The sequence below is a fragment of the Hyphomonas johnsonii MHS-2 genome (assembly GCF_000685275.1).
In the GTDB taxonomy this organism is placed as follows: Bacteria; Pseudomonadota; Alphaproteobacteria; order Caulobacterales; family Hyphomonadaceae; genus Hyphomonas; species Hyphomonas johnsonii.
Genome location: NZ_ARYK01000008.1, coordinates 80,092 through 103,588, shown reverse-complemented (window position 1 = coordinate 103,588; position 23,497 = coordinate 80,092). Strand labels below are relative to the sequence as shown.

Genomic DNA, 23,497 nt, shown 5'->3' with positions numbered 1-23,497 from the left:
CAATACCGGTGTTTTCATTATGACGCGCTCTGCTTAACGCGTTCTATCCAGGACGAAATCAACAGATTGCAGCAATATATCGGCCTTATTGCGGAATATTGCGAGATGCTCTTTCGCCTGTGCGGCAAGAAGGCGTACGCGCTGGCGGGCGCCTTCCACCCCCAGCAGGGTCACGAAATTCGCTTTTCCGGCCGCTTCGTCACTACGCAGGGGCTTGCCGACTTCCGCCTCGTCGCCGGTTGCATCCAGCAGGTCATCGGCGATCTGGTAGGCAAGGCCGACATCATTGGCAAACCCGGCCAATGCATTCCGCTCCGGCTCGCGCGCATGGCCGATAATGCCCGCGGCCTCTGTCGCGTAGGATATCAGCGCACCGGTCTTCAGGCGCTGCATCCGGGTGATTGTGTTCAGGTCACGCGGGCTTGCGCCTTCCAGCATGTCGATCATCTGGCCACCGACCATGCCCCGCGCGCCGGCCGCATCGGCAAGACGTTCGATCAGCATCGCCCTGACCGCCGGGTCGTCATGGGTCTCGCTGGACGCCAGTATCTTGAACGCAAGGGTCAGCAGGGCATCGCCCGCGAGCACCGCTGTTGCCTCGTCAAAGGCCTTGTGCACGGTCGGCTGGCCCCGTCGGAAGTCGTCATCGTCCATGCAGGGCAGGTCATCGTGAACCATGGAATAGGTGTGGACGCATTCGAGCGCCGCGCCGGTGCGCAACAGGCTCTTTTCGGGGGCGTCGAACATCGCTCCGGCTTCCAGCAGGAAGAACGGCCGCATCCGCTTGCCATTGGCCAGCGCCGCGTGGCGCATCGCGCGCATCAGGTCTGCTTCGGGGCCACTGGCAGGCGGGATCAGTTGATCGAGGGCAACCGTGATCTTGTCAGCCACTTCCTTCAGTCGCAGCCCGAAGTCAGGATCCTCCCGCATTTTCCCGTCGACCTTATTCAAAATTGGCTGGCTCGGTGGTGACGCCTCCGGCCCCCTGTACAATCTGCTCAACTTTCAGCTCTGCGGATTTCAGGCGCGACTCGCAGTGCGCCTTCAGCGCCGCGCCACGCTCATAGATCGCGATCGACTTTTCCAGTTCGACTTCGCCCGCTTCCAGCTGCTTGACGATGCCCTCAAGCTCGCCGAGCGCCTCTTCGAAGCTCATCTTGTCGACGGGTTTTTCTTTCGCATCAGCCATAGGGATCACCAGCCTTTTCGTTTGGGCGGACTCTAGAGCGCCGGTCTGGCACCCACAACCTCTTTAGCGACTACTTGCCGATGTATTCGTAGACCCGATGGCTCCAATAGCCATCGCCACCATCGACGACGCATCGCCAGCCACGCTTCTTTATCTCGGGCCGCAGCATGCGATTGAACCAGCCATGGGCCGCAAGATAGACCTTCTGGTTCTCCGAGGCCTCGTGGAGCTTTTCGGCCGCCAGCGCGGCGCGGATGCGCGCTTCGTTGACGCTCTCCCCGTCCAGCGAGTGCCCGCTGAGCCAGGCAGCACGGGCGAGAATGTTCCACGTCTTGGGCAGGTATTTCACACCGATGATGCGCGGCGGCGGCAAGGGCGCTTCATTGAACACCGGGTCATGGATCGCAGGCAGGTGCGGCGCCGCCCGCGCAGCGGTTTCCTGCGCGCGGATTCTGCCGGAAGCAAACACGATATCTGCATCGGCGACAGTCGCCTGCAATATCTCGGGCGCAACCTGGCCTTCGGCCAGCCGGCTCTCCTCATAGCGGTTCCACCAATCACGATAGTCACGCCAGCCAAGGCGGGGGCCAGCCGTACGGTCAAGCGCAGGCCGCCCATGGCGTGAGACCACAATTGGACCACGCTGGGGTCTTGTCGATGTCGCGCCAGGCACCGGCATACAGGCTGTTCTTCACTATTTGTGGGGCCCCGCGAGCCCACTTCTGGTTTTGCCACTAGCCGGGTTGGGGACATGCGGCAAGGCGCCATTGACGCCTGCTGCCTGTATCCTGTTGAAGACCGGGGGCCTACAGCCCGCGCCACACCCGCTTCTTGCACGCCGCATTGTCTTCCAGCTTGCATCTGTGCAGCGTCATGATCACCGTTTCGCCCCGGCCGATCAGGTGGTCCATCGGCACAAAGCCGACCGAGGCCCGTTCGGCCTCGACGCTGAGAGGACAGCCGACCTGGTCGACCACGCCATCCACCGGCGGGCAGTGTCCCGACAGGAACCGGCTATCGAGTGAATTGTCCCGGTTGTCGCCCATCATGAACATATGGCCTGCCGGCACGACGAACAGCACCGTATTGTCGCCGCGATCGCCCTTTTCCTGGCGATAGGTCAGCCAGTTCTTGCCGTCATCCGTCGTCTCGCGATATTCGCGGGCCGTAACGCTGCGGGTCTCGTTGTGCGGCTTGTAGCGTACCGTGCGGTCGTACGTGCTCTCGATCGGCTCGCCATTAATATACAATTCCTCGCCGATCATCTGGATCCGGTCGCCCGGCAGGCCGATCACCCGCTTGATCATCACCCGGCCGGTATGCGGGTGCTCGAACACCACGACCTCGCCACGCTTCGGGTCACGCGCAAAAATGCGGCCCTTGCCGATGGGCAGGTAACGTCCCCAGCTGAACGGCAGCGAATAGCGGTCATAGCCATAGGCGAATTTCGCGACGGCCACGCGGTCACCCACCTGCAGCGTCGGCACCATGCTTTCCGACGGAATCACCCGCTGCTCGTAGAGCAAAGTCGAGAAAATCAGGAAAATCGGGACAAACACGGCGAGGGTTGCCCCCCATTCGCGCAGCTCGCGCTTCACCTTTTCCCCAAACGTCAAATGGTCTTCTTCCCCTTTGGGGGCGGCCTGTTCGCCATCACTTGCCATCGGGATCTCACCTGGTTCAGCCACTGTCAGCCGTCTTCTTAGACGAAACCGGTTCGAGTTGCGAAGGTGTAAACTGTCCCGTCACTGCAAAACGCCTGTCCGGACAGGAATTCCGGCGCTGGCATCTCAAACAAGGCTGTAGCGGCTGACCCCGTCATCGCCAGTGTGCGCAACCACCTCGCCGCGATGGATCAGGCAGTTGAGATGCGCGATCGCCTCGCCCGTCGCCATGCCAACCTCGTCAGCCGCGATGGCCCGCCCGAACAGGCTGGTGAATGTGTCCATCACCTTGATCGGGCCCGATTCCATCCGGCGCTTCAGCCGCGCCAGCCCGGTCTCATGCCCGTCGATCAGGTGACGAAGGCGGGCATGCGCGCCCCGGAAAGGCTCGTTATGGGCCGGCAGCACCAGAACATCCTCCGGCAGCCGGTCGAGCAGCTTCTGGCAGCTATCCATCCAGTCAAGCAGCGGGTCGGCGTCCGGTTCGGTCGGGTGTACGGACACGTTCGAGGATATGCGCGGCAGCAGCTGGTCACCGGATATCAGCAGGTTCAGGGCCGGGCAGTAGAGGCAGGCATGTTCCGGCGAATGGCCGTTGCCGATGATGACCTCCCAGTCCTGGCCCGCCATCCTGAAAGCACCGCCATCGGCCAGGCGGTGGAAGGCGTCCGGCATCTGGCTGACACCGCGCCCGAACCCGCCGAACCGTTTCTGGTAATCCGCGATCTGCGCGTCATCCCACCCGGCTCGCCGGTAGAAATCGACCCCCGTCTTTGGCGCCTCGCGGCCGGTATCGGCCACAAGCATCCTGCAGGTTGTATATTCCAGCCGGCTCATCCACAGGGCGGCGCCATATTTGTGGCACAGCCAACCGGCGCAACCGACATGGTCGGGGTGCATGTGGGTGACCATCACGCGTTTCAGTGGCTTGTCGGGCGTAATCCGTGCCTCGATCAGGCTTTTCCAGGCCGTCCGCGTTTCCGGCAGGGGCAGGCCGGTGTCCACGATCGTCCAGCTGTCGCCGTCATCGATGAGCCAGAGGTTGATGAATTTCAGCGAAAAGGGCAGCGGCATGCTGACCCATTCGATGCCGGGCGCCACACGAATCGTCTCGGCCAGGCCCGGCCTCGCCTCACCGTGCGGATAGGCGAGGTTGGGGCGTTTCCGTGTCTTGGTCTGAAATCCGTCCATGACCCAGCATATGCGCCCCCGGCATCGCGTCGAGCCATCACGCCGGGTCATCCCGCCGGACGCAGCCCCCGCCAGGACCAGCGAGCAAGCTGGCTATTTGAGCGGTGTGCGCTTGCGCGGGGCGAGCTTCGTCCGCTTGAATTTCGGCTCGTTCGGCTTCGGCTTGGACGACGCTGGGGCATCGCCGCGCGGCTTGCCGGCCGGTTTCTTGCCTGCCCCGCCCGGCCGCTTGCCCGGAGGCGGCGGACGCCGCTGCGGCACGACCTCGACAGGCACCGCCGGCGCTGCCGAGAACCCCTGCGCCTCCCAGCGCAGCAGCTCGTCACGCTCGCGTCCGCTGATCGGACGCCACTTGCCTTCCGGCAGGCCAGCCAGCTCCAGCGGCCCGATCCGCACACGTATCAGGTCGATCACGCGCAGGTCCACCAGGTCGCACATCCGCCGGATCTGCCGGTTGCGGCCCTCGCGCAGGATGAATTTCAGCTCGTTGCCCTTGATCACCGTCACCGCCGCCGGCCGCAATTGCCGCCCGTCCAGTTCCAGGCCGTGGCGCAGCTTCACCAGCTTGTCCTCGGTGACGTCGCCGCGCACCTTGACGTGGTATTCCTTCTCCAGCTTGCTCTCCGGCCCGATCAGCGCCTTCGCCAGCACGCCGTCCTCCGACAGGATCAGCAGGCCGTGCGAATCCTTGTCGAGCCGACCGAGCGGGGCCAGCCGGTTGTTGCGCCCCGGAATGGCGTGGGCCCGGCCTGACAGGGTGTCTTCGGTAATCAGCCGCACGGCCGGTATCTCGCCCGGCTCGGGCGTGCCCGACACGATGCCGACCGGCTTGTGGAACATCAGGGAAAGCTGGTTGTCCAGCCGCCGCGCCGCCTTTTCGGTCAGGGTCAGCGTCTGCCCGTCCTCGATCCTGTAGCCTGCCTCGGTCAGCACTTCGCCATTGATCTTGACGAGGCCCTTCTCGATCAGCGCGTCGGCCTCGCGCCGCGAGCACACGCCCTCGGTCGCCAGCCACTTGTTGACGCGCATCGGCTCGGCGCCGGAATAGGTCTTGGTCCACGCCATGGCCGGACAATGCCTCCTGCGGCTGTTTCGGCACCTCTTACAGTTGCGCCCTGCCCGTCGCAACTGATGGTCGACACGCCGGACAGCTTCATCCATAAGCCCGCGTCGATGACCCAGCCAGCCGCCCCCCTCTCGACACCCGTGCTGGCCTTTGCGCTGCTGATCATCGGCACGACGCTGGGCATCGCCGGAACCGACCTTGTCCTGCCCGCCGTACCGGGCCTGCCGGACACGCTGGGCGGCAGCCAGGCCATGGCCCAGCTCGTCCTCGCTGCCTTCGTTGCAGGCGGCTGTGTCGGGCTTGTCCTCTATGGCGAACTCGGCGCGCATTTCGACCAGCGCAACCTCCTCGTCCTGTCCTTCATCGCCTACGCCATCATCTCGCTGGCCTGTGTCCTTGCGCCATCGCTGCCGGTACTGGTCGGCCTGCGCTTCGCCCAGGGCCTCACCGGTTCGGCCGCTGCCGTGTTTGCACCCGGCATGATCCGCGCCCTGTTCAGCGAGGCCCGCGCCGTGCACGCGCTCGGCGTCATGGCCAGTGTGGAATCCCTCGTGCCGGCTCTCGCGCCCGTCATCGGCGTCTGGCTGCTGGTCGCCTTCGGCTGGAAGAGTTCCTTCATCCTGATCGGCGGACTGAGCTGCGTGGTCGCCGCGCTGGTTGCCATGCTGCGCCACCGCCTGCCGCCGCCTGACCCGACACGCGGCGCCGGCAGCTACCTTCGCCTCGCGACCAGCCCTGTCTTCCTGCGCTACGCGCTCAGCCAGGCATTCACGCTGGGCGGCCTGCTGATCTTCGTGTTCGGCGCACCTGCCATGATCACCAAGGGGCTGGACGGCACCCTGAACGATTTCATCATCATGCAGGTCACCGGCATCACCGTGTTCATCATCGGGTCGAATGTCGCCGGACGGCTCGCCGACCGGTTCGGCGCTGAACCCATGATCGTGTTCGGCACATGGCTGTCAGCGGCGGGCCTGGTGGCGCTCGCGGCCTATGGCCTGGTCGGCGGAACCCATCCTCTGGCGCTCGCCATCCTGTTCGTGCCCGTGAACCTCGGGCTTGGCCTGCGCGGCCCGCCGGGGTTTTTCCGCGCCATTCTGGCCGCGAACGGAGACGACGCACGCGGCGCGGCCCTGGTGCTCGTGGCCATCCTGTCCACGACCGCAGCGGGAACCGCTGTGGCCGCGCCCTTCGTCACGCTGGGGATTGCACCGCTGGCCGCCATCGCAGCAGCGGTGTCGTGCGGATCGGCGCTCTGCTTGCTCGCCTTGCCGAAACTGCCGGGCTGACCTGGTTCAGGCGATCCCGAACAGGGCTTCCGAATTGTCGAGGAACTTTGATCCCCCTTCGGTGATGCCCGCCACGCGGCCCGGTGCCGAGGCCAGCGCCGTCTCCGCGAAAAAGCCTGCCAGCGCCAGTCGCCGCGCCCGTGCCGCGCCATCGCTGCTGCGTGCCGCCACCGCCGCCCGCGTCAGGAAATGCCCACCGATCACGTCGCCGGCGAGTTCGAGATAGGCCGTCGCCCCGGCCAGCGCCTTGTCCTGTTCGCGGCTTTTCATCTGCGCCAGCATCCAGTCGCTCGCTTCGCGCAGCGCGTCGGCGCCCGCCTTCAGCCGGTCGGCAATCTGCACCAGCTGCGGATCATTGGTCGCCCGCGCCGCCGCGGCCGAGGCCTCGACCTCGCCCAGCATCACGCGCATCGACTCGCCGTTCGTGCCGCTCAGCTTGCGCCCGACAAGGTCAATCGCCTGGATACCGTTGGTGCCTTCATAGATCGGCGCAATCCGCGCATCGCGGTAAAGCTGCGCCGCCAGTGTCTCGTTCATGAAGCCCATGCCGCCATGCACCTGCACGCCCATGCTGGCCACTTCCACGCCCATGTCACTCGACCAGGCCTTGGCAATCGGCGTCAGCAGGTCCTCGCGCAGCTTCGCCGCCGCCCGCACATTCGCGTCAGGCGCGGCTTCGGCCAGGTCGGCGGCCACCGCGCATGCGTAGCAGATCGCCCGCGCCGCCGCGACGCGGGCCCGCATCGTGGTCAGCGTCCGGCGTACGTCAGCATGGTGCAGGATCGGCGCCGGCCCGTCGACGCCTTCCACCTTGCCCTGCTTGCGGTCCTGCGCGTAGGCGAACGCCGTCTGGTAAGCGGCCTCACCGACAGCCACGCCCTGCAGGCCGACATTCAGACGCGCCGCGTTCATCATCGTGAACATGCAGGCCAGCCCCCGGTTCTCCTCGCCGATCAGCCAGCCGGTCGCGCCGTCATATTCCATCACGCAGGTCGGCGAGGCGTGGATGCCCATCTTCTTTTCAAGCCCGATGCATTTGGCCCCATTGCGCGCGCCGAGGCTGCCATCCGCGTTCGGCAGGAATTTCGGCACCAGGAACAGCGACACGCCGCGCGAGCCCGCTGGCGCATCCGGCAGGCGCGCCAGCACGAGATGCACGATGTTCTCGGCGACATCATGGTCGCCCCAGGTGATGTAGATTTTCTGTCCACTGATGGCATAGCTGCCATCCGCGTTGGGCACGGCTTTTGATTTCAGCGCGCCGACATCACTGCCCGCCTGCGGCTCGGTCAGGTTCATCGTGCCTGTCCATGTGCCGGAAACGAGATTGGGCAGGTAGGCCGCCTTCAATTCGTCCGTGCCATGCGCCAGCAGCGCCTCGATCGCCCCGAAGCTGAGCAGCGGGCAAAGGCCGAATGCCATGTTGGCGGCGTGGAACATCTCCATCACGGCCAGCGACAGGGCCTTGGGCAGGCCCTGTCCGCCCCATTCTTCGGGCGCCGTCAGGCCCATCCAGCCGCCATCGCGGAACGCGGCATAGGCTTCAGCAAACCCCGGAGCGGCTTTCACGCCGTCTTCGGTCAACACCGCGCCGGTCGAATCGCCGGACTGGTTCAGCGGCGCCAGCACATCGCGGGCGAGCTTTGCCGCCTCTTCGAGGATCGGCGCCAGCAGGTCGGCGTCATACGCAGCGAATTCCGGAAGACCCTCAAGCCGGTTCAGGCCGGCGACGGCTTCGAGCGTGAAGGTCATCTCTGCGATGGGGGCATCGTAGGCCATGGGCCGATCTCCAGATTGTGAATAGCACTTATTCGGGATAAGCTGTTAACGCGCCTGTGGCCAAGGTCCAAGAGCAGACCATATCCGTTCAAACCATGATCCCTGCCCTTACCAAGGAGTATTCAATGCGCCTGCTACTCATTTCCGCATCCGCACTCGCACTCGTCGCCTGTGGTGGCCCGGCCACCTCGACAAACACGGCTGAAGCCCCGGTCGTGGCCGAAGCCACGCTCACCGCCGCGCCAGCCGCCGAAGTCACATACGCCAAGGCTGCCACCTACCACCTTGATCCTAATCATGCGTCGCTGATCTGGCGGGTAAGCCACCTCGGCATGTCCAACTACACGGCCCGCTTCACCCAGTTTGACGCGACGATCGAGTTCAATCCGGACGACGCGTCGCTGACGTCGGTCAGCGCAACGATCAATCCGCTTTCCGTCGAAACCCACTATCCGGGCGACTTCAAGGCTGGGCACCCCGACAGCCCCTATGACGGCTTCAACGAGGAAATAGCCAACAGCCCGGATTATCTCAACGCAGGCGAGTTTCCTGAAATCACCTTCCAGTCGACATCGATCACCACGACCGGCCCCGATACCGGCACCGTCACTGGCGACCTGTCCTTTCTGGGGGTGACCAAGCCGGTCACGCTCGACGTGAAATACAACGGCGTCACCAATTTCCCGTGGGCCCCGGAAGCAGACCATATCGGTTTCTCGGCAACGGCAACGCTCAACCGGTCCGATTTCGGCCAGACCGTCGGCGCACCTTATGTCGGTGACGAAGTCGAGGTGATCATCGAGGCCGAGTTCGACGAAGTCGTCCCCGCCCAGGCGCCCACCGAGGAATAGTCCGGTCATCCCCAGCGATGTTTCGAAACAGCATCTCCAGGTACACGATTGTCGCGATCGGCCTTCACTGGGCGATCGCGGCACTCATCCTTTTCATGATCTGGCTTGGCTGGAACATGGAAGACAACGAGACCCGCTACCAGCTGCACAAGTCGGTCGGCATCACGATCCTGATCCTCACCGTCGCCCGCATCATCTGGCGGGTCATGAACCCGCCCCCGGCCCTGCCCTCCCGCATGCGCCCCCTGGAAAAGCGCGCATCGCACTTCGTCCATATCGGGCTCTACGCCCTGATGGTCCTGATGCCGCTGCTCGGATGGGCAATCGTATCGACCACCGATTTCCGCGTGCCGACGGTCCTGTACGGAACAGTCAGCTGGCCTGAACTGCCGTTCCTGTCGGGTCTCAGGGGCAACAAACCCGTGCACCAGGTCCTCGAATTCCTGCATTCAAAAGGCGCATGGGTCATCATCGCGCTGCTGGTGCTGCATGTCGGCGGCGCGCTGAAGCATGAATTCTCGCCCGACGAAGGCGTGCTCAAGCGCATGTTCCCGTTCTTTTTCGGCAAGACCCAGCCCCCGCGCCAGCCTGCGCGCGGTTTCCTGGTGGCTTTCGGCGGCGCTGCCCTGCTGTTTGCGGCCATCGCCGGCGCGCCCCTGATCGGTCAGGCCCTGTCGCCGTCACCATCCATGCGCCAGCTGCCGCCGTCCAATGCCCTTCCGGCACCCGTGACCGATGCGCCGATCGCGGCGAACTGGGATGTCGACTATGCAAGATCCGAAATCCGCTTTTCGGGCGTCCATGACGGCAAGGAATTCTCCGGCACGTTCAGTGGCTGGACGGCCAATGTCGCCTTCTATCCGGACAACCTTGTCGATTCCCATGTCGAGGTGACCATCCCGACCGGCTCGGGAAAGACCGGCAAGAAGCTGTACAATGACAGCCTCCGTGCCCCGGAATGGTTCGACATCAGCAATTACCCCGTCGCGACCGCCACCTTGTCCGACTTTGCGGCCACCGCCAGCGGCTACACGGCGACCGCGACGCTGCAGCTGAAGAAAAGCCGCGCCAAAGTGCCGCTCGACTTCACGCTCGTCATCAAGGACGACGTGGCAACGCTGACCGGCGAAGCCGTGTTCTCCCGCAAGTCCCTGAATCTCGGCCAGATATCAGACCCCGAAGCCAGCTGGGTCAGCGACAATGTCACCGTCACGGTCACCGGCCAGGCCACGCGCAAGCCTGTTCCGTAACCGGCCCGCCAGTGCTAAGGCCGCGGCCATGACCGCGAAGATCGTCCTCCCGACGCCGGACACCCTGGCCCGTGCTGCAGACATCCTGCGCACAGGCGGGCTCGTCGCCATGCCCACCGAGACCGTCTACGGCCTCGCCTGCGACGCTGCCAATCCGGATGCCGTCGCCGGGCTCTACGCCGCCAAGGGCCGGCCGCGCTTCAACCCGCTGATCGCCCATGTCGCCTCCCAGGCGATGGCCGAACGCGAGGCCGTGTTCACTCCGCTGGCCCGCGCGGCCGCCGAGCGCTTCTGGCCCGGCCCGCTGACCCTTGTCCTACCCGTGGCGGCCACGGGTAGCGTCTGCGACCTGGCCCGCGCCGGTCTCGACACGATTGCCCTGCGCCGCCCGGTCCACCCCGTCGCGCAGGCCCTGCTCGACACGTTCGGCGGCCCGCTCGTCGCCCCCTCGGCCAACCGGTCGGGCCATATCAGTCCCACGACGCCTGCCCATGTCCTCGCCGATCTCGCCGACCGGATCGCGCTGATCCTGGATGGCGGCCCCTGCGCCATGGGCATCGAGTCGACCATCGTGGACTTCACCGGCGAGACGCCCAGGCTCCTGCGCGCCGGCGCGCTCGAGACCGCCATGATCGAGGACGCGCTTGGCGTCACCTTCGCCCGTCCTGGCACCGACGCCGGCATCACGTCTCCCGGCCAGATGAAGAGCCACTATGCCCCCCGCGCCGCCCTTCGCCTCGACGCTGCCACCCCGATGTCCGGCGAAGGCTATCTCGGCTTCGGCGACCATTGCCCGCGGGAAGGCAACCTCTCCCCCACCGGCGACCTGGCCGAGGCCGCCGCGAACCTGTTCGCCATGCTGCGCGCCCTCGATGCCCGCTTCGACCGCATCGCCGTGGCACCCATCCCGCACACCGGCCTCGGCGAAGCGATCAATGATCGCCTCGCCCGCGCCGCCCACCGCGACTGACCCCGACCATCCCACTCGCGCGCCCTCACCACCTCTGCTAAGCCACGCGCATGCACCCGGCCCGCCACTTCCTCGACACCCGTATCCAGACGCTCGTCGCCCGTGCGCGCGCCCACCCGTTCGCGCTGGTCTGCGCGTCGGACGGCACGCACGTTCACGCGGCCCACGCGCCGGTCCTGCTCGATGAAACCGATGACCTGCCGGTGCTGCGCTTTCATCTCTCCGCCGGAAACGCCGTGACGGCTGCCCTCCTTGCCGGCAATCGCAGCCTCGTCGTTTTCACGGGCGACCACGCCTATGTTTCGCCGGACTGGTACGGGCTGCCAGACCAGGTCGGCACATGGAATTATCTCTCGGTCGAGGCAGAAGGCCCTGTCACACACCTGGACAAGGCCGGCTCGACCCGCCTGCTCGACGACCTCTCCGACCTGTTTGAATCCGGCCTCGCCCCCAAGCCGGCCTGGACCCGCGCCAGGATGACGCCAGGCCGCTTCGACGCCATGCTGCCCGGCATCCGTGCCTTCTCGCTCGTCCCTTCCCGGTTTGAAGGCATCACCAAGCTCAGCCAGAACAAGCCGCAATCGGCGCAGGACGGTGTCATCGCCGCCCTGTCGGAACGCGACGAAGGTATCGCCATCGCCAATCACATGCGTAAACTCTCATCATGACCCAGCCGCCCGCCGCCTTCCTCACCGCTGCCAAGGACCTGCTCGGCCCCAAAGGCTGGAGCGAGGATCCCGAACGCCTCAGCGAAGTGTCCACGCCCTGGCGCGGCACATTTACGGGCGAGACGCCATTCCTCGCGCGCCCTGCCAGCACCGCAGAAGCCGCCGCCCTGGTAAAGCTGTGCGCTGCCCACCACGTCGCCATGACCCCGCAGGGCGGCAATACCGGCCTGGTCGACGCCGGCACGCCGCATGGCGAGATCGTGGTCTCCATGACCCGCATGAACACGGTCCGGTCCGTCGATCCGTTCAACAATTCGCTCGTCATCGAGGCCGGCGCGCCCCTCGTCACCGCGCAGGCCGCCGCCGAGGAGGCCGGGCGTCTCTTCCCCCTGTCTCTCGGCTCGGAAGGCACCGCCACGATCGGCGGCCTGATCTCCACCAATGCCGGCGGCGTCAACGTGCTGCGCTACGGCATGATGCGCGACCTGATCCTCGGCCTCGAAGTCGTCCTGCCCTCGGGCGAGGTCTGGGACGGCCTGTCGGGCCTGCGCAAGAACAATACCGGCTATGACCTGAAACACCTGTTCGCCGGGGCCGAAGGCACGCTCGGCCTGATCACCGCCGCAACGCTGAAACTGTTCCCGCAGGTCCAGCGCGCCAGCGCCTGGGTCTGCTGCGACAGCACGGAAGACGTCGTCGCCCTGCTCGCCCTCGTGCGCCAGCATGCGGGCGACACGGTCACCAGTTTTGAAATCATTCCCGTCAACGCCGTCGACATGGTGCTGACCGACGTGCCCGGCACACGCGACCCACTGCCCTCTGCCCTGCCTTGGCGCGTCCTGATGGAAGTCTCTATGGTGGATGAAACCCACGCCCGCGCCGCGCTCGAAAAGGCACTTGAAGCCGCCTTCGCGCAGGATCTCGTGAAAGACGGTGTCGTCGCCGCCAGCAAGGCGCAGGCGCAGTCCTTCTGGCACATCCGCGAGACCATCCCCCTGTCCAAGCGGGCCTATGGCACCGCCATCAACCAGGACATTGCCGTGCCCGTCAGCCGCATCCCGGCCTTCATCGACAGCTGCAATGCCGCCGTCCTGGAAATTGTGCCCAGCGCCGAATTCGTCATCTTCGGCCATGTCGGTGACGGCAACCTGCACTATTCGGTCTGCGAGCCTGCCGAAGCCACCGCCCCGGTCCTGAAGGCTCACGTCGCCGCCATCACCCGCATCATCTTTGACCAGACGATGGCGCATGGCGGGTCGATCAGTGCCGAGCACGGCGTTGGCCGCCTGAAACGCGACGAACTCGCCCGCATCCGCCCGCCCGCCGCCACCGAAGCCATGCGCGCCATCAAGAAGGCCCTCGACCCGCTCGGAATCATGAATCCCGGCCGGGTGGTCAGCGTCTGATCCCTATTCCGGTGCCGGAATGGCAATCATCGGTCCCACATCGAAGATATAGTCGTAGCCATACGCTTCACCGGATGTCAGGCGCCGACCCGGTTGTAACATGGTGGGCTTGACGCTAGCCTGCCGCCGGGCAGGTGAGGCGGGCTGAAAGGGAGACATCCCGGAATGCTGGTCCAGGAAATCGTGAACACGCTGGTACAGGCACTGGTCGTTCTCGCCTTGGCGGGAATTGCCTACGCCTTTGCCGGAAAGCGCCGCGGAAAATTCAGGGCCTTTACGGGCCTCTACCTGCCGCCCAGTCGATCATGGCTCACCACCGGTGCCGCGGCGCTCGTGCTGATCCCGCTCAGCCTGGCGCTGGTCTGGTTCACGCCGCTCAAGGACACTGCCGCCGCCGACAACACGATCACCGGCATGCTGGCCGCGAAGGGTTTCAGTGCGGAGATCGTGGCCGTCATCCTGCTGATCGCCCTGGTCAAGACCTCGTTCACGGAAGAACTCTTCTTCCGCGGCCTGCTGGCCAAGCGGCTGATCGTGTGGCTCGGCATGCCAGTCGGCAACACGCTCCATGCGGCACTGTTCGGTGCCATCCACCTGATCATCTTCGTCGCGCCCGGCGGGCCGGACTTTTCCGTGCCGCTGGCGGCGGGCATTTTCCTCATCCCCGCCATCGGCGGCTGGGTCATGGCGTGGCTGAACGAGACTGTCGGCGATGGCTCGGTCCTGCCCGGCTGGTTCGTTCATGCGCTGACGAACCTGCTCGCCTACCCCCTGCTGGCATTCGGTTAGACCCGAAAATTAACCTCTCGGTAACCAAACTTGCCGAAACGCTAGGCATCGCAGAATGCGGAGTAAACGGGCATGGCCTGGTATACGGACCTTCGGGACACACGGCTGTTCTCGCTTGCCGAGCGCGACTGGACATCACGGCGCCTGCTCGACCTGCGCGCCCGGTTGAAATCGCCCCTGCCCGACGGCATCCCCCGCAAGACCAAGGACGCCTCGATCATTATCGGCACCTGGAACCTGCGCGATTTCGACAATAACAAGTTTCGCCACGGCCCGCGCCGCCGCGAGAGCCTGTTCTATATCGCCGAAATCCTGTCCGCCTTCGACATCTGCGCCCTGCAGGAGGTCAATGAGGATCTGGGCCCGCTGAAGGATGTCATGCGCCTGATGGGGCCGGGCTGGGACTTCATCGCCACCGACGTCACTGTCGGCGCGTCCGGCAATCGCGAGCGCATGGCGTTCGTGTACGACAAGAACAAGGTCCGCTTCCGCAACATCGCCGGCGAGATCGTGCTGCCCAAGCACGCCCTCCTGCCCGACGAACAGCAATTTGCCCGCACACCCTTCATGGTCTCGTTCCAGGCCGGCTGGTTCAAGTTCTCGCTGTGTACCGTGCACATCTATTTCGGCGAGGACGGCAAGGACACTGACGGCTACAAGCGCCGGGTCAAGGAGATCGAGTATATCGCCAGGGAAATGGCGGGCCGCGCCGAGCGCGAGGACGAGAATTTCATCCTGCTTGGCGATTTCAACATCAAGAACACGGTCGACGAGACAATGGGAGCGCTGACCAAGGCCGGGTTCCAGCTGCCGCCGGACCTGTTCCCGTCCAACCTTCTCGGCACCAAGTATTACGACCAGATCGCCTTCCGCACACGCAAGGACGAGGTTACCTTCCTGTCGGCCGGCGTGTTCAATTTCTCCGAGGCCGTGTTCAGGCCCGACCATTATGACCACTACGCGCCGGTGCTGCCCGCACGCCACCGCGACCTCGACAGCGACGGCACGCCGAAGGACCGCGGCAAGGACAAGGACTATTATTCGAAGCGCTGGCTGACCTGGCAGATGTCAGACCACCTGCCGCTGTGGGTGGAACTCGCCATCGACTTTTCGGATGAACACCTCCTGCACAATCTGGAGCCTGAATTCGAGAAGAGCGACGTCCCGGCGCAGGTCGAGTATTCAGAAGAAGCCGAGCCTGTCAGTTCGCCGCCGGAACCGGCCGAACCGGTCGGCAGGAAGCGGCGCAATCGCAAGCGCAAGGCCCCCAAGGTCGCGGCCCGGGAAAAGGTCGGCACCATCGCGCCAGCCCCCCATATGACACTCGGCGAAGCGTGGCGGATATTGTGCTGGGTTGCCTCCGGCAAGGCCGATACTTTCCGCCGGCAACGAAAGAATGCGCGCAAGGCGGAGAAGGCCAAGGCCCCCGGCAAGGCGCCGCCGACGCGAAAACAGACCTGACCAGCGGCAGGACTGCTTTAAAAACAACCATATAAAAAATTAATGATTGATCGCGCGGTCCAGCCGGAACGCCCGCATCGGCGATGGTCCGCCCGACACGAACTTTCCAGCTTCTGGCGGTTGAACTTTGAATTCATTTGAGTTTCACTGCAATTAACCATTGCTATGCTTGCAGGGGATGAGGCATTGGGCGCAGCCACAGCGGCCGGCCCGACCGGAAGATTGGCGCGAAATGCCTGTGTGGACGGGCGATTCTAACTAATCCTTCAGTTCACTCGCGCCCGGGAAACCGCAATACAGGCAAGATTAGAGTAGAGGGACAACCAATGAAACAGCCGTCGCGAACGCACGTGCAATCGCTCGCTGCCACGCTGGTCCTCGGCACGTTCGTCGCCGCATGTGGCGGTGGGGGTGATGGTGGCACCGGGGGCGGCGTATCCATTCCCCCGCCGCCGCCGCCTCCGATGTCACCTCCGCCACCGCCGCCCCCTCCTCCACCACCGCCGCCGAGCCCACCGCCTCCGCCATCACCTCCACCTCCGCCGCCTCCACCACCGCCTCCGCCCGGATCGCCGCCCCCGCCGGCCGGTCCCTATGACACGCATATCGATGACCCGATCGAGGCACAGCGCTTCCTCGCCCGCACGACATTCGGTGCCTCGTATCCCGACATCCAGTCCGTTGTCGGAATGGATGAGGAAGTCTGGCTGGAAGCAGAAATCGCCAAGCCCGCGACGCAATATCTCGCACCGCTCCTCGCCCGCCAGAATTCCGGCGAAAACATTGACGCCTACAAGCACCAGCCAATGTTCTGGGACAACATGATCCTGGCCGACGACCAGTTGCGCACGCGCATGGTGTTTGCCCTGTCCCAGCTGTTCGTCATCTCCGACGCCGACATGTACGGCCAGACCCCGCAGGTCGGCTATTTCATGGACGTGCTGTCGCGCAATGCCTTCGGCAATTTCCGCGACCTGCTCGAAGATGTGACCTACTCGTCCGCCATGGCGCGCTACCTGACATACTGGCGCAATGAAAAGGGCGACCCGGACACCGGCCGCATGCCCGACGAGAACTACGCGCGGGAAGTCATGCAGCTGTTCACCATCGGCGTGAACGAACTCAATCCCGACGGAACGCCGAAGCTCGTGAACGGCAAGGAAGTCGAGATATTCGACAACAGCGATGTCGAAGGCCTGGCCAAGGTCTTCACCGGCCTCAGCTGGAAAGGGTCCAGCTTCTATTCGGCAGACCCCGACGGCATGTACAAGCGCCTGGTGATGTTCGACACCTTGCATTCGAAGGAACCCAAGAGCTTCCTTGGCACCACAATCCCCGCCAATACCGGCGGCGATGAAAGCATCAAGCGCGCACTCGACACGATTTTCGCGCATCCAAATGTCGGACCGTTCGTATCACGGCAACTGATACAACGGCTGACAGCCAGTTCTCCGAGTCCGGAATATGTCGGGCGCGTGTCGGCTGCATTCGACGCCGGCACCTATGTCGCCAAGAACGGCACGGTGTTCGGCACCGGCGAACGCGGCGACCTCGAGGCGACCGTGGCAGCGATCCTGCTCGACGCCAGCCTCCACGATGCCAACGCAGCCACGGATGTCCAGCGCGGGAAAATCCGTGAACCCGTTCTCAAGTTCGTCCACTGGGCACGCGCGTTCGAGATCACCGATGTCGATTCCTCCCGTGAGGAATTGCTTAATGACACCTCCAACCCGGCAACGCGCCTCGCCCAACAGCCATTCCGCTCGCCGTCGGTGTTCAACTTCTATCGTCCAGGGTTCATCTCACCCGGATCCGAGACCGGCGCCCAGGGGCTGACCGCGCCGGAATTCCAGCTGGTCAACGAAGGGTCGGTAATCGGCTACATGAACATGATGACCAAATACATCCTCGATGTCTCGGGCGCGTCCGGGTCCGGCCCCAATTTCGTGCCGGATTATCGCGACGAGATTACGCTCGCAAATGATCCGACCGCCCTGGTCGACCGGCTCGACCTCTTGTTGACCGGCGACACCATGACCGACGCATTGCGCGCTGACATCATCGCCGCCGTCGGCACCATCCCGATCGGTTCGGGAACGGCGGACATGGACCGTCTGAGGCGCGTCCAGCTCGCCGTGTTCATGACGATCAGTTCTCCCGCTTACGCCATCCAGCGCTAGTCTCAGAAAGATACAGCATGGCCAATATCAATCGACGCCGATTCCTGCAGGCAGGCACCGCGACGGGGTTCCTGGCAGGGACAGGTGCGCTCAGCACCCTGACAAGCAACAAGGCATTTGCCGCCGACACGAGTGGCTACAAGGCAATTGTCTGCATCTTCCTGAAGGGCGGGATGGATCATGCGGACACGATCATTCCGCGCGACCAGGCTTCGTTCGATCAGTTGCGCAACATCCGGCCCGGCCTGCTCGGCGCGTATGGTGTCGGGTCCGGGTCATCATCGCGGGACCGCGCGAACCTGCTGGCATTGAACCCGACCAACGCCTCGGCGTTCGGCGGACGCCAGTTCGGCGTTCCGTCGCAGCTGTCCGGCCTGCAATCGATCTTCGAAGCGGGCGACCTCGCTGTGGTCGGAAATGTCGGGCCCCTGATCGAACCGACAACCCGCGACGACATGACGGCCGGCCGCGTCGACCTGCCGCCACGCCTGTTTTCCCACAATGACCAGCAGTCAACCTGGATGTCGCTCAGTGTCGAAGGGGCACGCTACGGCTGGGGCGGCAGTTTTGCGGATGCCGCCATCCGCTCGAACTCGACCATGAACCCGCTCTACAGCATGGTTTCGACCGGCACGAGCGACGTCTTCCTGTCCGGCGCGGAAGCCCGCCAGTTCACGATCTCGTTCACGGGTGGGCAAAGTGTCGACCTCGTCGACCAGGCCTACCTGCTTGGAGGGGATTCCCGGTACAATCAGGCCCGCTCGCGCCTCGATTCCTTCCTGTCAAAGACCAGCTACGGCGAAAGCAACCTGTTCGCCCGCGACTATGCCACCCGGTCGGGCAGCGGCGTCATCAATAACCGCGCCTACGACGCGGCGCTGAGCACGTCTTCGCCTGTCGCGACGGTGTTCCCAAGTTCCAATATCGGCGGCCAGCTGTACGCTGTCGCCAACACGATCCAGATTCGCCAGGCGCTCGATACCAACCGTCAGATATTCTACGCTTTCATGGGCGGCTACGACACCCATAGCGGCCAGACCGGGACCCTGCCCGGATTGCAGGCCCAGCTTTCCGAAGCGATTACTGCCTTCCGTACCGCGATGATATCCATGGGCGTCTGGGATGACGTCACGCTGTTCACGATGTCGGAATTCGGCCGTACCACGATCGACAATGGCGACGGCACGGACCATGGCTGGGGCGGCCACCAGATCGTCACCGGCGGATCCGTCAAGGGCAAGGCCATCTATGGCGACATCCCGCCGCCGGACTTCAGTTCGCAGTCCTACACGTCGACACACGGGCGGATGATCCCGAAAGTCTCGGTCGAACAGTTCGCCGCGACACTGGGAACATGGTTCGGCCTCGACAGTACCGAACTGGCGAACGCCCTGCCGAACCTCGCAAACTTCAACGAGAAGAATCTCGGCTTCATGAACGCCTGACGTCTACCCGGCTCTCGGGCGCAGCAGGCGCTCGTCGAGCTGGGAAACGTCCGGAATGCCGAGCAGGCCGAGCAGACGCTCCACGTCTGAGGCCATAATGTCCAGCGCCCGCGTCACGCCGGCCTCGCCGCCGGCCGCCAGCCCGTACAGGCAGGCCCGGCCCAGCGCCACGCTGCTGGCGCCCCGTGCGATCAGTTTCAGGACATGGCTGCCGCGCCGCACGCCACCATCGGCGATCACTTCCACGCCTGCACCGACCGCCGCGCGCACTTCAGGCAACAGGTCGATCACCGGCACCGAGGTGTCGATCTGCCGGCCGCCATGGTTCGACAGCCAGACCGTGCTTGCCCCGGCGTCCAGCGCGCGACGCGCATCCTCTGCCGTGCTGATGCCCTTGATGGCGAACGGCCCGCCCCATTCCTGGGCCATCCATTCGGCATCCTTCCAGGTCATGGTCCGGTCGAAAAGCTCGTTGATCACGCCCATCACATCGCGCCCGCCCGTGTCGACGCCTTCGAAATTCGCCGGTGCGATGGCCGGTGATCGGGCGAGGTCCATCAAGTAGCCGGGCCGGGCGAGGGCCTGCGTGGCCGTCTTCCAGTTCACCGAAGGCGGAATTGAAAAACCATTGCGCGGGTCACGCTCGCGATTGCCGGCAATCACGGCATCGACCGTCAGGATACAGCCCGTGAACCCGGCGGCCTTGGCCCGCGCCAGGAAGTCCTTCACCAGGCCCCGGTCCTTCCAGACATAGACCTGGATAAATTTCGGCACGTCCGGCGCGGCCGCCGCGATATCCTCCAGCGACTTGCTCGCCAATGTCGATATCGAATAGGCGACACCGGCCGCATTGGCGGCACGCCCTGTCGCGAGTTCGCCCGCGCGTGGGTGGAACAGGCAGGACGCCGCCGTCGGCGAGACGAAGAACGGTTGCGCGTTCGGCTGCCCCATCACCCGGGTCGCGGTGTTGATTTCCGAAACATCGACCAGCGAATTCCAGACCCATTCGAAATCGTCGAACCGGTCCACGGACCGCCGCAAGGTCATCTCGTCCTCGGCGCCTCCGTCGATATAGTCGAACACCATGCGCGGCAGGCGGCGCTTCGCCAACTCGCGCAGGTCGCTGATATTGATGGCTGATGCGGCTCCGGCCATGGCTCGTCCTCCCTTGCGCGGTATTCCGCGATTCCGTTTTACGCCCTGTCAGGTGTCCTGTAGGCTTAGACGCGTCAAGTAATCCGAGGGGGGGCCTGTGCGCAACTATTTGACCACCGCTATTCTGGCACTTGTCGTGGCGGCCTGTTCGCCGCCTGCGCCCACAGACGCACCGGAAGTCGCGGCTGCACCAGCGACTGACGCCACGGAAGAGGCCGGCGTCCGGATGATCCCGATCACGACCCCCAAGGGCGACTTCAAGGTCTGGACGAAACAGGTCGGCGACAATCCGCGCATCAAGGTCCTCCTCCTGCACGGCGGGCCCGGCGCGGATCATGAGGCCTTCAAGACCTTCGAGGACCATTTCCCGCAGGCCGGTATCGCGTTCTATTACTATGATCAACTCGACTCCTGGCTGTCCGACCAGCCCAATGATCCGGACCTCTGGACCATCGAGGCAGCCGTCAGCGAAGTCGACCAGGTGCGCGAGGCGCTCGGTCTCGACAGGGACAATTTCTATCTCTACGGCCAGTCTTGGGGCGGCCTGCTCGCCATGGAATATGCGCTGGCGCATCAGGACCATCTCAAGGGCGTGATCATCTCCAACATGATCGCCAGCATCCCGGCCTATGTCGACTATTCGAAGACCGTGCTGCAGCCTCGGATGGACCCCGCGGTCCTGCGGGAAATCCTGGACTATGAGGCCGCTGGCGATTTCGAGAATCCGCGCTACATGGAGCTGCTGATGAACTCCTTTTATACCCAGCACATCCTGCGCCGCCCGGTCGACCAATGGCCACCTGAAGTGCTGTCCATGTTCGAACACCTGAACGGCGCGAAATACGTCGCCATGCAGGGGCCGAGCGAAATGAGCGCCGGCGGCACGCTGGTGGATTGGGACCGGTTCGCTGACCTGCACGAAATTACCGTGCCGACGCTGGTCATCGGCAGCCAGGAAGACACGATGGACCCGGCCTACATGGCCAGGATGGCGGACGAAATTCCACATGCGGACCTGACGCTCTGCCCGGATGCGGGACACTTCGTCCAATATGACAATCCGGACTGCTATTTCGGCGCGCTCACCACGTTCATCAAGGAAGTCGACAGCGACGGCGTGGAATAGGCCCTGACTAGCGCCGCCCGAACAGGCGCTCGACGTCAGCGAGCTTGAGTTCCACATAGGTCGGCCGCCCATGGTTGCACTGGCCGGAATGCGGCGTTGCCTCCATCTGGCGCAGCAGGGCGTTCATCTCATCGCCGTTCAGCCGCCGCCCGGCCCGCACAGAGCCCCGGCAGGCCATGTTGCCCATGACTTCCTCGAACCGTTCCGTCAGCGCGAGGCCGGATTCATACTCCGCGAAGTCATCTGCCAGGTCGCGGATCAGGCCGATGGCGTCCATCTCGCCGAACAGGGCCGGTGTCGCCCGCACGCACACCGCTCCCGCGCCGAACGGCTCGATCTCGAGGCCCAACTCGGCCAGTTCGTCGGCGCGCTCCAGCACGCGGGCGGCCTCATCCTCGGTCAGCTCCACCACGTCAGGGATCAGCAGGGCCTGACGCTTCACACCGCCCGCCGCCATCTGGCGTTTCATGTCCTCGTAAACGAGGCGCTCGTGCGCGGCGTGCTGGTCGACAATGACGATACCGTCCGCCGTCTGGGCCACGATATAGGTCTCGTGCAACTGCGCCCGCGCCACGCCCAGCGGGAATTCCTGCTGCGGCATGTCGGGCGCCGTTTCAACACGCGCGGTGGGCGCATCGCTGTAATCGAAAGGCTGGGGCGGCCCGTCCTGGAATCCGCTGCGATCATACGCTTCGGGGCGTGGTGCCTGGTAGGCATAGCCGCCGCCCGTGCTGGGGCGCGAGGCAAACAGCGCGCCGGTCGGCATCGCTTCCTCGGGGCGCGCCTTGCCCAGCGCAAACCCTGCCACGGTCGTTGACGCCCGGTGCCCGGCCGCCGCCAGCGAATGCCGCAGCGCCCCAATCATCAGTCCCCGGATATTACCCGGCTCCCGGAAGCGCACCTCGGTCTTCGCCGGGTGCACGTTGACGTCGACATATTCCGGATCAAGCTCGACAAACAGCGCCGCCATCGGGTGGCGGTCGCGCGCCAGGAAATCCTGGTAGGCCGCCCGGATCACGCCGTTCAGCATGCGGTCCTTCACGGGCCGGCCATTGACGAACATGAACTGCATCTGCGCATTGCCGCGATTGAGCGTCGGCAGGCCCGCAAAGCCCGTCAGGCGCACGCCCTCCCGCTCGGCATCAATCGCAATTGCGTTTTCGCGAAAGTCACGGCCCATGATCGCGCCAAGGCGACCCAGCTGGCCGGTCTCGCCTTCCGCCTCCGCCGCATACCGGAACAGGCTGCGTCCATTGCTCTCCAGGCTGAACGCCACGCGCGGGTTCGCCATCGCGAGGCGCTTGACGGCATCGGTGACCGCCATTGTCTCGGACCGCTCGCCCTTCATGAACTTCAGGCGCGCCGGCGTCGCGTGGAACAGGTCGCGCACCTCGATCCGCGTGCCCGTCTCGCCGCGTCCGGTGAACGCCGCAGGGCGCGGGCCCTCGATCCGTCCGGATTCGACGAATACATCCGCTGCGTCCTCGCCGTCTGCCCGCGAGGTCAGCGTCATCCGGCTGACCGAGGCGATCGACGGCAGGGCCTCGCCCCGGAAGCCCATCGTGTGAATGTTCAGCAGGTCCACCCGGCCATCGTCGCCGGCCGCCAGCTTGGACGTCGCGTGCCGCTCCAACGCCACCAGCAGGTCTTCCGCCGACATGCCACAGCCGTCGTCCTCGATCGTGATCCGTTTCAGCCCGCCCTCTTCAATGGCAACCGACACGCGTGTTGCACCCGCATCCAGCGCATTCTCGACCAGTTCCTTGACCGCCGCAGCCGGGCGCTCAACCACTTCACCCGCGGCGATGCGGTTGACCACATCAGCCGGCAGCTTGCGGATCTGGGGCTTGGGACGGACGGAATCAGGCATCACCGGACACTAAACCAGCCGCCGGCCTTTGTCGCGGGGGTCGCGGCAGGCGCACGTCGGCCGGCGGCCGCGTCCTGATGGTGCGAAGTGTCGCGTTTCGAACGGTTGCAACTGGCAGGGCATCGGCACACACTATGGCCTGAACCGC

At 64.7% G+C, this 23,497-nt stretch carries 20 protein-coding genes; 11 read left to right on the top strand and 9 right to left on the bottom strand.

The window, feature by feature from the left end:
* Positions 1–33: 33 nt before the first annotated feature.
* The 6 genes from HJO_RS14840 to HJO_RS14815 form a co-directional block, all read right to left on the bottom strand.
* Complete coding sequence (locus HJO_RS14840; protein WP_035618372.1) at positions 34–930, bottom strand: polyprenyl synthetase family protein; 897 nt, start codon at positions 928–930, stop codon at positions 34–36.
* Positions 931–943: 13 nt separating this feature from the next.
* On the bottom strand, positions 944–1,189 hold the full coding sequence (locus tag HJO_RS14835) for an exodeoxyribonuclease VII small subunit (RefSeq protein WP_035618369.1): 246 nt from the start codon (positions 1,187–1,189) through the stop codon (positions 944–946).
* 70 nt (positions 1,190–1,259) lie between these two features.
* A complete protein-coding gene (locus tag HJO_RS14830) occupies positions 1,260–1,820 on the bottom strand; it encodes a histidine phosphatase family protein (RefSeq protein ID WP_241764764.1) in 561 nt (186 codons plus the stop codon).
* A 175-nt stretch (positions 1,821–1,995) separates the two neighbouring features.
* A complete protein-coding gene (gene lepB, locus HJO_RS14825) occupies positions 1,996–2,877 on the bottom strand; it encodes a signal peptidase I (RefSeq protein WP_241764763.1) in 882 nt (293 codons plus the stop codon).
* A 102-nt stretch (positions 2,878–2,979) separates the two neighbouring features.
* Positions 2,980–4,044 carry an MBL fold metallo-hydrolase gene (locus HJO_RS14820; RefSeq protein WP_035618364.1) on the bottom strand — a complete coding sequence of 355 codons (1,065 nt, stop codon included), beginning with the start codon at positions 4,042–4,044 and terminating at the stop codon, positions 2,980–2,982.
* A gap of 93 nt (positions 4,045–4,137) precedes the next feature.
* A complete protein-coding gene (locus tag HJO_RS14815; protein ID WP_035618361.1) occupies positions 4,138–5,109 on the bottom strand; it encodes a pseudouridine synthase in 972 nt (323 codons plus the stop codon).
* Between the two features lie 9 nt (positions 5,110–5,118).
* Between HJO_RS14815 and HJO_RS14810 the strand changes: the two genes are divergently transcribed.
* Positions 5,119–6,399: an MFS transporter gene (locus HJO_RS14810; RefSeq protein ID WP_206741862.1), complete on the top strand. Its 1,281-nt coding sequence runs from the start codon at positions 5,119–5,121 to the stop codon at positions 6,397–6,399.
* Between the two features lie 6 nt (positions 6,400–6,405).
* Here HJO_RS14810 and HJO_RS14805 read toward each other — a convergent pair whose 3' ends face one another.
* Positions 6,406–8,178 (bottom strand): acyl-CoA dehydrogenase family protein, encoded by a 1,773-nt coding sequence (locus HJO_RS14805; RefSeq protein ID WP_035618358.1) that lies wholly within the window; start codon positions 8,176–8,178, stop codon positions 6,406–6,408.
* Between the two features lie 125 nt (positions 8,179–8,303).
* Here HJO_RS14805 and HJO_RS14800 point away from each other — a divergent pair, with 125 nt between their 5' ends.
* The 9 genes from HJO_RS14800 (at position 8,304) to HJO_RS14760 (ending at position 19,198) form a co-directional block, all read left to right on the top strand.
* On the top strand, positions 8,304–9,029 hold the full coding sequence (locus HJO_RS14800; protein WP_035618469.1) for a YceI family protein: 726 nt from the start codon (positions 8,304–8,306) through the stop codon (positions 9,027–9,029).
* Between the two features lie 17 nt (positions 9,030–9,046).
* A complete protein-coding gene (locus HJO_RS14795) occupies positions 9,047–10,279 on the top strand; it encodes a cytochrome b/b6 domain-containing protein (protein WP_035618355.1) in 1,233 nt (410 codons plus the stop codon).
* 28 nt (positions 10,280–10,307) lie between these two features.
* Positions 10,308–11,249 (top strand): L-threonylcarbamoyladenylate synthase, encoded by a 942-nt coding sequence (locus HJO_RS14790; RefSeq protein ID WP_035618352.1) that lies wholly within the window; start codon positions 10,308–10,310, stop codon positions 11,247–11,249.
* Positions 11,250–11,299: 50 nt separating this feature from the next.
* A complete protein-coding gene (locus tag HJO_RS14785) occupies positions 11,300–11,917 on the top strand; it encodes an FMN-binding negative transcriptional regulator (protein ID WP_051618659.1) in 618 nt (205 codons plus the stop codon).
* On the top strand, positions 11,914–13,323 hold the full coding sequence (locus HJO_RS14780) for an FAD-binding oxidoreductase (protein ID WP_035618349.1): 1,410 nt from the start codon (positions 11,914–11,916) through the stop codon (positions 13,321–13,323). Before HJO_RS14785 ends, HJO_RS14780 begins: the two co-directional genes overlap by 4 nt.
* Before the next feature lie 165 nt (positions 13,324–13,488).
* Complete coding sequence (locus tag HJO_RS17900) at positions 13,489–14,112, top strand: CPBP family intramembrane glutamic endopeptidase (protein ID WP_051618658.1); 624 nt, start codon at positions 13,489–13,491, stop codon at positions 14,110–14,112.
* 72 nt (positions 14,113–14,184) lie between these two features.
* Positions 14,185–15,573 (top strand): endonuclease/exonuclease/phosphatase family protein, encoded by a 1,389-nt coding sequence (locus tag HJO_RS14770; protein WP_051618657.1) that lies wholly within the window; start codon positions 14,185–14,187, stop codon positions 15,571–15,573.
* Between the two features lie 326 nt (positions 15,574–15,899).
* Positions 15,900–17,753, top strand: coding sequence for a DUF1800 domain-containing protein (locus HJO_RS14765; RefSeq protein WP_084142058.1), 1,854 nt, complete (start codon positions 15,900–15,902; stop codon positions 17,751–17,753).
* Between the two features lie 17 nt (positions 17,754–17,770).
* Positions 17,771–19,198, top strand: a complete 1,428-nt coding sequence (locus HJO_RS14760) for a DUF1501 domain-containing protein (RefSeq protein ID WP_035618347.1) — start codon at positions 17,771–17,773, stop codon at positions 19,196–19,198.
* 3 nt (positions 19,199–19,201) lie between these two features.
* Here HJO_RS14760 and HJO_RS14755 read toward each other — a convergent pair whose 3' ends face one another.
* On the bottom strand, positions 19,202–20,353 hold the full coding sequence (locus tag HJO_RS14755) for an alpha-hydroxy acid oxidase (RefSeq protein ID WP_035618344.1): 1,152 nt from the start codon (positions 20,351–20,353) through the stop codon (positions 19,202–19,204).
* 97 nt (positions 20,354–20,450) lie between these two features.
* Between HJO_RS14755 and HJO_RS14750 the strand changes: the two genes are divergently transcribed.
* Positions 20,451–21,479 carry a proline iminopeptidase-family hydrolase gene (locus tag HJO_RS14750; RefSeq protein WP_035618341.1) on the top strand — a complete coding sequence of 343 codons (1,029 nt, stop codon included), beginning with the start codon at positions 20,451–20,453 and terminating at the stop codon, positions 21,477–21,479.
* A 7-nt stretch (positions 21,480–21,486) separates the two neighbouring features.
* Here HJO_RS14750 and mutL read toward each other — a convergent pair whose 3' ends face one another.
* Entirely contained in the window at positions 21,487–23,349 is a 1,863-nt protein-coding gene (mutL, locus tag HJO_RS14745) for a DNA mismatch repair endonuclease MutL (protein WP_035618338.1), read from the bottom strand.
* Positions 23,350–23,497: the final 148 nt, after the last annotated feature.